This is a genomic window from Haloactinopolyspora alba (assembly GCF_003014555.1).
In the GTDB taxonomy this organism is placed as follows: domain Bacteria; phylum Actinomycetota; class Actinomycetes; order Jiangellales; family Jiangellaceae; genus Haloactinopolyspora; species Haloactinopolyspora alba.
Genome location: NZ_PYGE01000005.1, coordinates 237,342 through 249,224 on the forward strand (window position 1 = coordinate 237,342; position 11,883 = coordinate 249,224).

8 protein-coding genes are annotated in these 11,883 nt (G+C 71.6%); 6 read left to right on the forward strand and 2 right to left on the reverse strand.

Features of this window, described 5'->3' with window-relative positions:
• The first annotated feature begins 1 nt into the window (after position 1).
• From CLV30_RS09445 to CLV30_RS09465, 5 genes are read left to right on the forward strand one after another with little or no spacing between them, the layout of a single operon-like run.
• Positions 2-868: a carbohydrate ABC transporter permease gene (locus CLV30_RS09445; protein ID WP_106536941.1), complete on the forward strand. Its 867-nt coding sequence runs from the start codon at positions 2-4 to the stop codon at positions 866-868.
• A complete protein-coding gene (locus tag CLV30_RS09450; protein ID WP_106536942.1) occupies positions 869-2,077 on the forward strand; it encodes an ABC transporter ATP-binding protein in 1,209 nt (402 codons plus the stop codon).
• The gene (locus tag CLV30_RS09455; RefSeq protein WP_106536943.1) at positions 2,074-3,210 is read left to right on the forward strand and encodes an ABC transporter ATP-binding protein; all 1,137 of its coding nucleotides are present in this window, start codon (positions 2,074-2,076) and stop codon (positions 3,208-3,210) included. Before CLV30_RS09450 ends, CLV30_RS09455 begins: the two co-directional genes overlap by 4 nt.
• A complete protein-coding gene (locus tag CLV30_RS09460; protein ID WP_106536944.1) occupies positions 3,207-4,964 on the forward strand; it encodes a dihydroxyacetone kinase family protein in 1,758 nt (585 codons plus the stop codon). The genes CLV30_RS09455 and CLV30_RS09460 overlap by 4 nt, the downstream gene beginning before the upstream one ends.
• Positions 4,964-5,440, forward strand: coding sequence for a ribose-5-phosphate isomerase (locus CLV30_RS09465; RefSeq protein ID WP_106536945.1), 477 nt, complete (start codon positions 4,964-4,966; stop codon positions 5,438-5,440). The genes CLV30_RS09460 and CLV30_RS09465 overlap by 1 nt, the downstream gene beginning before the upstream one ends.
• 236 nt (positions 5,441-5,676) lie before the next feature.
• On the opposite strand, the gene CLV30_RS09470 is transcribed toward CLV30_RS09465, so the two are convergent.
• Positions 5,677-8,073: a M14 family metallopeptidase gene (locus CLV30_RS09470; RefSeq protein WP_205740802.1), complete on the reverse strand. Its 2,397-nt coding sequence runs from the start codon at positions 8,071-8,073 to the stop codon at positions 5,677-5,679.
• A 357-nt stretch (positions 8,074-8,430) separates the two neighbouring features.
• Here CLV30_RS09470 and CLV30_RS26935 point away from each other — a divergent pair, with 357 nt between their 5' ends.
• A complete protein-coding gene (locus CLV30_RS26935; RefSeq protein ID WP_211300031.1) occupies positions 8,431-8,934 on the forward strand; it encodes a G5 domain-containing protein in 504 nt (167 codons plus the stop codon).
• A 17-nt stretch (positions 8,935-8,951) separates the two neighbouring features.
• Here CLV30_RS26935 and CLV30_RS09485 read toward each other — a convergent pair whose 3' ends face one another.
• The gene (locus CLV30_RS09485) at positions 8,952-11,837 is read right to left on the reverse strand and encodes an AfsR/SARP family transcriptional regulator (RefSeq protein WP_106536946.1); all 2,886 of its coding nucleotides are present in this window, start codon (positions 11,835-11,837) and stop codon (positions 8,952-8,954) included.
• Between the last annotated feature and the right edge of the window lie 46 nt (positions 11,838-11,883).

Below are 11,883 nucleotides of genomic sequence, written 5' to 3' on the forward strand. Positions count from 1 at the left end.
CATGGCCACCACGCTCATGCCGGGACAGAAGCGGTTCACGCCGTCGGCCATTCTCGCCGATCTCACGCTGCTCGCGTGGTTCGTGTTCTCGCTGTTCCCCATCGTCTGGCTGGTGCTGCTCGCGCTGAAGACCGACGCCGAGCAGACGACGACGTACTTCTCGTTCAGCCCCACGCTGGACAACTTCGGCACCGTGCTCAGCGACCGTGGTGAGGAGCTGACCAGCGTCGACTTTCCCACGGCGCTGCTCACCAGCGTGCTGAACTGCGCCGGCGCCGTGCTGGTGTCGCTCGTGGTCGGTATCCCGGCCGCCTACGCCGCCGGCCGGTGGCGCTTCCGCGGTTCCAACGACCTGATGTTCACCATCCTGTCCTTCCGGTTCGCGCCGGAGTTGATGGTCATCGTGCCGCTGTTCGTCATCTACAACCAGATCGGGCTGTTCGACACCACGGTCGGCATGATCTGGGTGCTGCAGCTGGTGACCATGCCGCTGGTGGTGTGGATCCTGCGCTCGTACTTCCAGGACCTGCCGGAGGATCTCGAGCACGCGGCACTGCTCGACGGCTACACCCGCAGGCGGGCGTTCGTCATGGTGGCGCTGCCGCTGGTCCGGCCCGGTATCGCGGCCGCGACGCTGCTGGCGTTCATCTTCGCCTGGAACAACTACATCTTCCCGCTGGTGCTGTCCGAGAGTGAGGCGTCGACGGTCACCGTGGCGATCACGAAGTTCCTCGGCGGGGGCGGGCAGGCGTACTACAACCTCACGGCGGCCGCCGCGGTCATCGCCGCGCTTCCGCCGCTCGTCCTCGCGCTCACCATCCAGCGATACCTGGTGCGCGGGCTCTCCTTCGGGGCGGTGAAATCCTAGATGGCAACCCTCGACATCACGGGTCTGAGCAAGCGTTACGGCTCGACCGTCGGCATCGACGCGGTCGACCTGGACATCGACGACGGCGAGTTCTTCGTCCTGCTCGGCCCTTCGGGCGCGGGCAAGACGACCACGCTGAAAAGCATCGCCGGGCTGATCGAGGTCGACGCCGGCAGCGTCACCATCGGCGGACGCGACATGAGCGGCGTCGAGCCGTACGAGCGCAACGTGGCGATGGCCTTCGAGAGCTACGCCCTCTATCCGCAGAAGAGCGTTCTGGACAACCTCGCGTCACCGCTGCGTTCGGGCCGCACCGGCAGGTACGACGACGCGGAGCAGCGCCGCCGGGTCGACGCGGTCACCGGCACGCTGGGCATCTCGCACCTGCTCGACCGGCTGCCCAAGGAGCTGTCCAACGGCCAGCGCCAGCGAGTGGCGCTCGGACGGGTGCTGGTACGCCCCGCCGACGTGTACCTGCTGGACGAGCCGCTGTCGCACCTGGACGCCAAGCTGCGCAGCGCGATGCGCGCGGAGCTCAAGCAGCTGGGCGCGGTGTCGCAGACGACGTCGGTGTACGTCACGCACGACTACCAGGAGGCCCTCGCGCTGGGCGACCGGGTCGGCGTGTTGCGCGACGGCCGGATCGTCCAGGTCGGCGCGCCGGAGCAGGTGTGGAACGCACCCGCCGACACGTTCGTGGCGAAGGCGTTCGGCCAGCCCGAGATCACCCTGCTCGACGCGGTGGTCGACGACGGCCGCATCCACGGCGCCGACGGCGCGGTCGACGTGGCGGTGCCCCCCGGGCTGGCGGTCACGTCCGGTCAGCGGGTCCGGCTGGGGCTGCGCCCTCGGGACGTCGCGGTGGCCGGGGCCGGTGCGCCACCGGACGCTGCTGCCGTCGCCGGTCCCGACGCTGATCCCGTCGCCGGTCCCGGCGCAGGTCGCAGCGCCCCGGGTGAACTGCGCATGCGCGGCCGGGTCGGGCTCGTCGAACGTCTCGGCCGGCTGGTCGAGGTGAGCGTGGACGTCGGGGGCTCGACACCGGTCATCGTGGTGACCTCCGCCGAACGAGCGGCCGGTGAGGGCGAGCCCGTCGAGCTGAGCGTCCCCAACCACCAGGTGCACGTCTTCCAAGCCGGCGCGTCCGGCGAGGAGACCCCGCGGATCGGCTCGCTGGCCGGCGCGACGGACGAGGAGGACCGGGCATGAGCACACTGACCCGAACCGACGGATCTGCGCAGCACACGGTCGCCCAGAGTCTGGTGCTCGACCGGCTGCACAAGACCTACACCAGCCGGGGCAAGACCTCGTTCGAAGCCGTGAAGGGCATCGAGCTGTCCATCGAGCCCGGCGAGATGGTGGCGCTGCTGGGCCCGTCCGGCTGCGGCAAGACGACGACGCTGCGACTGGTCGCCGGACTCGAGACGGTGACCGACGGCGACATCCGCATCGGTGCGACGTCGGTCGCGGATCTGCCACCGGCCAAGCGCAACGTCGGCGTGGGCTTCGAGAGCTACGCGCTCTACCCGCCGCTGTCGGTGCGCCAGAACCTCCGGTACGGACTGCGGGCGCGGAAGGTTCGCGACGCCGACCAGCGGGTGGACACGCTGGCCGCGCGGCTGGAAATGACCGAGCTGCTGGACCATCGGCCGGCCGACCTGTCCAGCGGGCAGAAGCAGCGCGTCGCGTTGGCGCGGGCGCTCATCCGCAACCCTCCGGTACTGCTGCTGGACGAGCCGCTGTCGCACCTGGACGCGGCGCAACGGCAGCGGGTGCGGCGCGAGCTGAAGGTGCTGCAGCGCGAGTTCGGCTACACCACCATCGTCGTCACCCACGACCAGCTCGAGGCGCTGAGCCTGGCGGACCGGATCGCGGTCATGGACGGCGGCGTCATCCAGCAGTTCGGCACACCGGACGAGATCTTCGACGATCCCGCCAACCGGTTCGTCGCCGACTTCGTGGGCGAGCCGAACATCAACCTCGTCGACGGCGTGGTGCAGCGCAGCGGCGGGAAGACATTCGTGCGAGTCGGTGACGCCGGCATGCTGCCGGTGACGGCGACCGGCGTGGCCGACGGGCGGGCCGTCACCGTGGGGCTGCGGCCGCAGGACTGCCACACCGGCGTCGGCGCCGAGCAGCCGGCGCTCGAGGGCGAGGTCCGAGTGTACGAGAACCTGCTCGAGTTCGGGCAGGCGACCGTCGACGTGCCGGGAGTGGACGAGCCGGTCGTCGTGCAGACGCCGGCGGACGAACGGCTGGCCGGAGGCGACGTGCTGCGTTTCGCCGCCGACGCCGGCCAGGTGTACCTGTTCGACGACGACAGCGGGGAGCGGCTGCGATGACGTACGTGTACAACTCCGGGCGCGCGTTCAAGGACGAGGCGCTCGACGGCCTGGTCGGTGCGTACTCGCGGATCATCCGCCGGGTGCCGGAGACCTCCGCGGTCGCCTCGGTCACCGCGGCCGAACCGGGCCGGGTGGCGACGATCGTGGGCGGTGGCTCCGGGCACTACCCCACGTTCGCCGGTCTCGTCGGTCCGGGCCTCGCCGACGCCGCCGTCTGCGGTGACATCTTCACCAGCCCGTCGGCCGAGCAGGCCTACCGGACCATCCGGGCGGTCGACGGCGGCGCCGGCGTGCTGATGATGTTCGGCAACTACGCCGGCGACGTCATGCACTTCGGCCTCGCCGCCGACCAGGCGAAGGCGCGCGACGGCATCGACGCGCGCATCGTGCTGGTCACCGACGACATCGCGTCGGCCCCGCCGGAGCGGGCACACGAGCGGCGCGGCATCGCCGGCGACTTCTTCGTGTTCCGCGCCGCCGCGGCTGCTGCCCACCGCGGCGCCGGCCTGGACGAGGTCGAGCGGGTGGCGCGGCACTGCAACGACCGGTGCCGCACCATCGGGGTCGGCTTCGACGGCTGCACGCTGCCCGGCAGGACGGAGCCGTTGTTCACCGTGCCCGAGGGCACCATGGTGGTCGGGCTGGGCATCCACGGCGAGCCCGGCATTCTCAGCGTGCCCAGGACGTCGGCCGAGGACCTCGCCGACCAGCTGGTGCAGCGCCTGCTGGCCGAACGGCCCGAGGGTGCGGGACGGGCGCGGTTGCTGGTCAACGGGCTGGGCCAGGTGAAGTACGAGGAACTGTTCGTGCTGCACCGGTCGGTGGTCGCCGCGTTCGGCGCCGCCGGGGTCGAGGTGACCGAGCCGGAGGTCGGCGAGTTCGTCACGTCGATGGACATGGCCGGGTGCTCGGTCACGGTCGTGTGGACCGACGACGAGCTCGAAGGGCTGCTGTCCGCGCCGGCGACCACGCCCGGGTACCAGCGACCGGCCGAGCTGCCCCCGGAGTCGGCGCGCCCGCGCCCGCTCGGTGCCACCGGGGCCGAGGACTCCGCGCGCGCCGTCGTCGCCGACGACGAGCTGACGCCGTCCGGCCGGACGGCGCGGGCGATGCTCGGCGCCGCAGCGGTACGGCTTGCTGAGTTGGAGGAGCATCTCGGCGACCTCGACGCCGTGGCGGCCGACGGTGACCACGGCACGACGATGACCCGGGGAATCGACGCCGCGGTGACGGCGGCCGGGCGGTCCGGCCCGGCGGCCGCCGACGTGCTGGTCGCCGCCGGCATGGCCTTCGCGGACGCGGCCGGGGGTGCCTCCGGCGCGCTTTGGGGCAGCGGTCTCACCACGGCCGGCCACGTGCTCGAGGCAGCCGGTCCCGACACGCCGGACCCGGCGCTGCTGGTGCGGGCGCTGCGCGAGGCCGAGGCGGCCGTGGTGCGCCTGGGCGGCAGCGAACCCGGCGACAAGACTCTCGTCGACGCGCTGCGTCCGCTGGTCGACACGTTCGCCGCGGCGGTCGGTGACGGCGAGGACGTGCACGAGGCGTGGGTGCGCGCCGCGCGCGCCGCTGAGGACGCGGCCGCGGCGACCGCCGACCTGGTCGCGCAGCGCGGCCGGGCGGCACGGCTGGGTGACCGGAGCAACGGCACCGCCGACCCGGGCGCCGTGTCGCTGGCCGCATGCGCGGTCGCGACCACGGCTGCCGTGCCCGGGACGAGTGATGTGCCAGCGACGAGCGAGGTGCGGCAGTGATGGCGGAACAGCAGCAGTGGCGGATCGTGGTCGGCGCCGACGACGCGGGGATGGCTCTGAAGGATCTGCTGGCCGAGGCTCTACGCGGCGACGACCGGGTCGAGGTGGTGACCGATCTCGGCGTGCACGACGCCGGGGACGAGCGCACCTACCCCGACGTCGGACTTGCGGCGGCGCAGCGGGTGGCCGACGGCGAGGCCGACCGCGCACTGCTGGTGTGCGGCACCGGCATCGGCATGGCGATCGCGGCCAACAAGGTGCCGGACGTGCGCGCGACCGTGGCACACGACAGCTACTCGGTGCAGCGCTCGGTGCTGTCGAACAACTGCCAGGTGCTGACCATGGGCTCCCGTGTTGTCGGGCCCGAGCTCGCGCGCCTGCTGGCCACCGAATGGCTGGGGCTCACGTTCGACGACGGTTCCGCCTCGGCGGACAAGGTCGCGGTGATCTCCGCGTTCGAACGCCGAGCCGGCTGAACCGCCCGTCTCCGTGTGTCTGGTCGTGTGCCGGTTCGGCTCGCCGGCGGTAGTTGTGATCAGGTGACGCCGGCGCGGCGTGCGTGGCGAACTCGTCACCTGATCATCCGGCGATCGCATGTTGGACATGATCAGGTGATCGACGTCCGTCTGGTTGCCGTGGTTACGTCACCTGATCGCTCCCAACAGGACGATCAGGTGACGTAACGATGATCAGGTGACAGAGCCGGGCGAGGCTACTCGACCGTGACGGTGTCTCTGCGGTAGTTGCGGCCGTGACCGTCCGGGTCGTACCGGTTCTCGACGTTGCCGGCCGCGTCGACCGAGAACCAGTGCACCCGGGTCGTCCCGGTGCCCACCGGCACCGGAGCGGCGCCTTCGCGCAGTCCGGCCGAGCGCACCATCGGCGAGTCGTACGTCGGCCGGCTGCCGTCCAGCGTGTAGTGGACGGTGACCGGTTCGGTGCTGTCGAAGACGACGCCGTCGTCGGTGAGTTCGAGAGTGGTGCGCGGCGGCCGGACGTCCGTGCCGTGGGCACGCGCGACCTCGAACAGGCCGATCAGGCCGCTGGAGAACTCCATCGCCTCCTGGTATCCCTCGGCGAAGGGTGGCTGGAAGCCGACGGAGTCCCACTCGCCCTCCTCCGGGTCCCAGATGTCCGCGCCGACTTCGAAGTCCCAGCCGTAGATGCCCTTCTCGTACCAGTGCTCGTCGGCGGAGTTGCCCGCCGCGGAGTACAGGACGTCGATGACCGGCCCGGTCCGGCCCGGCCACACCGCGGTGCCGCGCCACGAGTGCACCGCCGACAGGATGTGCCGGGACGCGGTCCAGAAGTATTCCTCCTCACCGGGCGTCGGCCGCTCCAGCGGGGTCCGCCCGTCGGCCACGTACGCCCCCGGCGGCCACATGAAGTACCCGCCGTACGAGTGGACGTTCATGGCGAAGTCGATGTTCGGGAACTGCTCGGTGAGCCAGACCTCGTTGCGGGCCTCCGGCTCGGACAGCTCGGACGGTCCGGAGTAGACGCCGCTGACGCACAATCCCGACGCACCCACATACCCGTCGTGACGGGAGCCGACGCTGAAGTTGCGGTTGATGTCCACTCCCCACGCGGTGCTGGCGTTCGGGTCGCCGTACTGCGCGCCGCAGTGGTTCGTCATGTTCTTGCGCTGGAAGTTCTCGTCGTAGAACGAGTAGTGCCCGCCGTCGGGGTTGACGGACGGGATGATGAAGATGTCCAGGCCGTCGACCAGCTTGCGAGTGGCCGCGTCCTGACGGTAGTTGCGCAGCAGCCGCTCGGCGGTCTCGACGGCCACCAGCGGCGTCACCCATTCACGGGCGTGCTCCTGCGAGTACGCGAGGACACCGGTCTTCGAACCGTCCCGGTCCGAGCCGATGCGGATCGCACGCACCGTGAACGGTTCCCGCGAGATCGAGTCCGGAGCGTCCAGCGAGTCGGACAGGTGCCGGCGGTCCGCGACCGCGACCCCGTCGCCGTCGTCGCCGCGGTAGGTCGAAGCCGTCATCAGCGCCGACGCCTCGGGCGTGGTGTTGATGGCCTCGACGACCTCGGCCGCGGTGCTGGCCGGGTTGCCGTCGCCGTCGGTACCCAGCGACACCGTCACGGTGTCGCCGTCGACGGTGACGCCCAGCGGGCTGTCGGCGGTGCCGGGGTCGAGGGTCTCGACGACGAGGTCGTTGCCGCCCTCGTGCCCCCACGCCTTCGAAGTCACGTAGAAGGTGTTCGCGGTGACGTCACCGATCAGCGCCTGGGCGTGGCGCCGGTAACCGTTCGTCTCGTACGGCAGCTCCACGATCTCCGCGAGGTCCGGGAACTCCGCGGCCAGCGCTTCGATGCGTTCGTACACCTCGGTCGGGTCCATGTAGTGGTCGACGAAACCGGTGGCGTAGTGCGGGCCCTCCGGCGGCCTGGGCTCGCCGAGCCATCTGTCGACCTGGGCCGTGGTCTCACCGCCCATACTGCTGGTGATGGTCACCTGATCGGGCACCTCGTCGACCGGTATCGGCCGGCTGAAGCGGTGATAGAGATACTCGCCGGCGTCGGCGAAGCGGTCCAGCGTGTAGGTCCGGCCGTTGACCGAGATGGTGAGGACCGTGGAGCTGTCCTCGCCGGCGGAGGTCTTCACCTCGACGTTCAGGTAGGTCCGCCCGTCGCTCTCGAACCACTCCGACCGCAGCACGGTCAACGTGTCGGCGGCGCGCGCGGACATCGTGTCCAGACGCCGTACGGCGGCCTCACGTTCGGCGACGGTCGCGGCGACCTCTTCCGCCGCGACGACCGTCTCGCCGACGTCGAAGCCCAGGTCGCGCAGCCGGTCCTGTTCGCCGGCGCCGGCGACTACATGGACCTCGACGCCGTCGGCCACCGGACGGGCGTACTCGGTCACGTCGGCGCCGGCCGAGATGAGGTCGAGGACGCCCTGGCGGTCCTCGACGACGACTTCGACCAGCTCACGTGGTGAGTCGTCGATCAACGGGGCGATCGGCTCGCCAGCGGGCTCGGCGTCGGCTCCGTGCGCGGTGGACAACCCGGCGAGCAGGAGCGGGACGGCCGCGAGCGCGGCGAGGCGCGGGGTGCGGTGGACTCGGGAACGGGTGACGGGCGAAGCCATGGCTCCTCCTCGAAGGTCCGAGCGCTATGACATGAATCGCCATCCAATTCCGATCTTTGTCATACGTCAATACCTTTGTCAGGAATTGGTGATTGACGTGATCAACGGCTGTCGATACTGTTCGCCCACAACAATGCTGATCATGACAAGGCGCGCCGTGATGGGGCGCTCGCTGATCGGCGCCTTGGGGGGCAGAAGGCCATGGGCCGCATGACCGCGCGTTCGCATGCGCATTGTCGATCGTTGCTCGTCGGCGTGGCCGTCGCACTCGGCGCGGCCGCATGTGCGGGCGCCGAGACGCCGTCGGCGTCGACCACGCAGGACGTCACGCCGACACCGTCGGTGACCACTACGACTGTGACTGAGACCGAGCCGATCCCGTTCCGCGAAGTCACGCGGGACGACCCGTCGAGGGACGCCGGCACGTCAGCACTTGTCGTGTCCGGCGTCGAGGGCGTGAAGACACTCACCTACGAGGTCGTCCTGACCGACGGCATGGAGACGTCTCGGACCCTCGTGGGCGAAGAGGTGACCAAGAAGCCAGTCGACGAGGTGGTCGCCGTCGGCACCAAAACGAAGCCGGAGCCGGAGCCTGAACCCGAGCCGGAGCCGGAGCCTGAACCCGAGCCGGAGCCGGAGCCTGAACCCGAGCCGGAGCCGGAGCCTGAACCCGAGCCGGAGCCGGAGGTGCAGACGGACTGCGACCCGAACTACAGCGGCGGATGTGTCCCGATCGACAGTGATGTCGACTGCGCTGGTGGCAGTGGGAACGGGCCCTCGTACGCCGACGGTCCCGTCAGCGTGGCCGGTGACGACGTCTACGGGTTGGACGCCGACGGCGACGGAGTCGGCTGCGAGTAGTAGTCCCCGCGGCCTGCTCAGTCCGTGAGCAGTTGCCGCACGTCGCCGGCATCGGGGGCGCCGAGCGATTCGAGGATCTCCACCGCCTGCCGCCAGTAGGACGTGGCGACGCCGGGGTTGCCGAGCTTGTCGGCCGCGTGGCCGAGCTCGACCAGCGCATCGGCCTCGAGACGCAGATGGTGGTTCAGGCGGGCGATTTCGAGGGCCTGCGCCGCGGGCGCGCTTCCGTCGTCGCCGACCTGGCGCAGCGCCCTCGCGCAGTACCGCAGCGCGGTCGCCTGCATGTGGCTGGAGTCCAGCGCCACGCCGATGCCGTGAGCCCGGTCGTAGGCGGCGACGGCGTCGTCGCGGCGGTCGGTCTCGCGGTGAAGCTCCGCCCACCGCAGCGCCTCGTAGTACGAGTCGGGAGACACCGGATCCGGCGGCGCCAAAGCGTGTGCGTCGCGCAGCGCCCGGTCCGCCTCGGCGTAGCGGCCGAGGCGGACGTGCACGCTGGCCATGTTCTGCAGGCATCGGGCCCGTCCCTGCGCGGGCAGGACGTCGTCGGCGGCGATACAGGTCGCCAGCAGGTCGGCTGCCTCGAGGTGGCGCCCGGACCTGGCGTACGCGGTGGCCATGTTGCCGAGGGTGCTCAGCTCGCGGAACCGGTCACCGAGCTCTCGCCAGACGGCGATGGCGCGTTCACCGGCCGCGAGGGCGTCGTCGAAGCGGTGCTGTGTGGCCAGCGCCGCGCCGAGGTTCTGCCACGCCGCGCCGACGGCGGACAGACCTGCGGGAAGCGGGACGTCGGCGTCGAGCACGGCACGCGCGGCGTCGCCCGCCGTGTCGCTGAGACAGCACTCGGAGGCGACGATGTCGGAGAGCATCATCACCGCCGCGGCCTCGTCGACCGGCAGTCCGTGCGCGCCCTCCAGGCCACGCCGGGCGAGTGAGCGGATCGCCTCGAGCCGTGGGTGCAGCCATTCGTGCACCTCGGCCGCACCGGCGAAGGCGCGGGCGTGCGCGGCGTCCGGATCGTCGTCGACGGCGTCGCGCAGTTCGCGTTCGGCGCGCAGGCACCGTTTCGCGTTCCGCAGGTTCAGGTGGGCGCGCCGGAGCAGGGCCGCCGCGGGGCGCTGTAGCTCGGCAGCGTCCGCGAGCTCGGCCATGTACTGCCCCACCAGGTCGTGCCACACGTAGCCGTGCTCGTCCGCCGGTTCCAGCAGACGCAGGTGGCTCAGGTGTTCAAGTCCGGCGCGCGCGGCCGCGGGATCCACGCCCCACACCACGCTCGCGGACTCGGTGTCGCACGCGGTCGCCGGCATCGCCGCGAGCAGCCGGAACCAGCGTGCCTGCTCCGGTTCGAGGCTGCGGTGCGTGACGTCGAGCGTGGCGCGCACGCTCATGCCGTCCACCGAGAGTGCCGCCAGCCCTGTGTTCGTGCTGAGCTGCCGGGCCAGCTGCTCCACCGACCACGACGCCCGCGTGGTCAGCCGGGCGCCGGCGATGCGCACGGCCAACGGCGAGCCGCCGCACGAGGCCAGCACGTCCGCGGTGGCGTCCGGCTCGGTGGCCAGGCGTGCCCGCCCGACGATCGCGGTCAGCAGCTCCCCCGCCTCGGCCGGGGAGAACACGTCCAGGTCGATCCGCTGGTCGGCGGGAAGGGACGGCAGGTGTGGCCGGGCCGTCACGAGCACCGCGCACCGGTCGGTGGTGACCAGCGGAGCCACCTGGTCGGCCGAGCCGACGTCGTCCAGCATGATCAGCAGCCGGCGGCGCTCGCACAGCGACCGGAACAGTGTGCCGCGCTCGTCCAGCGTGGGCGGGACCGCCGAGCCGGTGACGCCGAGCGCGCGCAGGAACTGTCCCAGTACGTCGTGCGCGGCCGCCGGGTCACTGGCGCCGCGCAGGTCGGCGAAGAGCTGGCCGTCCGGGTACGCGCACCGGACCCGGTGCGCGACCCGCAGCGCCAGCGTCGTCTTGCCGGTACCGGCTGCTCCGGACACCACGATCCGTCGCGCGGGCCCCTCGGTGTCGGAGAGCAGAGTGGTCATCGACGCCACCTCGCCGGCGCGGCCGACGAAGTCGGAGACCCCGGCGGGCAGCTGCGCGGGAACCGGGACGGCACGGCCGGCGGGCGGCGCCGATGCGGACACCAGGCCGGAGTCGGCAGCGAGCATGCGCTGGTGCAGCTCCGTCAGCTCTGGACCCGGATCGGTGCCCAGATCGCGGCGCAGGACGCCGACGAGTTCGTGGAACGTCGCCAGTGCTTCACCCGGACGGCCACCGGCGTACAGCGCGCGCATGAGCTGCGACCAGGACCGTTCACGCCACGGGTGCTGGGCGACGAGCCGGCGCAGAGTACCGATGAGCTCGTCGCCGACGTCGTTCAGCCGCAGCCGCAGCTCGTTCGCGCGTTCCGTGACGTCGAGGCGTTCGGCGGTCAGCGCCGCGGAGTGTTCGGTGGTCAGCGTGGCCGGGGAGAGTCCGCTCAGCGGCGCGCCCTGCCACAGCGACAGCGCTTCGCACAGCTGCCGCAACTGCTCGGCGGGATCGTCCGCGGCAGCGTCGGCGTCGGCCACCGCGGTGCGGAACCGGTGCAGGTCGACCGCTCGGCGCGGCAGGTCGAGCGCGAAGCCGTCCTGGGCTGTGGCGACGGCGTCGGCGCCGAGCACCGACCGCAGCCGGGCGACGTAGGTCTGCAGCGCCTGGCGCGGGTGTGCGGGCAGCCCTTCCGGCCACAGGTACCCGGCCAGCGTCGCCTGCGTGACCGCCTGCCCCGGGCTGAGCGCGAGGCAGGCCAGCAGGGTGCGCGGGCGTCCCGTCGGAACCGCGGCGGGTACGCCGCGGCTGCGGACCTCGACCGGGCCGAGCAGGGCGATCTCGATGGGGTGGTGGTCCGACCCCCGGCCGGCGGCGTGCATCGGCAGCAGGATAGCCGTGCCACCGATGCGCGCCGGACCGCGCCCG

Coding starts and splice junctions, on each gene's coding strand:
- CLV30_RS09465 (WP_106536945.1), top strand. CDS start 4,964: ATGGCGGAACAGCAGCAGTGGCGGATCGTGGTCGGCGCCGACGACGCG.
- CLV30_RS09450 (WP_106536942.1), top strand. CDS start 869: ATGGCAACCCTCGACATCACGGGTCTGAGCAAGCGTTACGGCTCGACC.
- CLV30_RS09455 (WP_106536943.1), top strand. CDS start 2,074: ATGAGCACACTGACCCGAACCGACGGATCTGCGCAGCACACGGTCGCC.
- CLV30_RS09485 (WP_106536946.1), bottom strand. CDS start 11,837: ATGCACGCCGCCGGCCGGGGGTCGGACCACCACCCCATCGAGATCGCC.
- CLV30_RS09470 (WP_205740802.1), bottom strand. CDS start 8,073: ATGGCTTCGCCCGTCACCCGTTCCCGAGTCCACCGCACCCCGCGCCTC.
- CLV30_RS09460 (WP_106536944.1), top strand. CDS start 3,207: ATGACGTACGTGTACAACTCCGGGCGCGCGTTCAAGGACGAGGCGCTC.
- CLV30_RS09445 (WP_106536941.1), top strand. CDS start 2: ATGGCCACCACGCTCATGCCGGGACAGAAGCGGTTCACGCCGTCGGCC.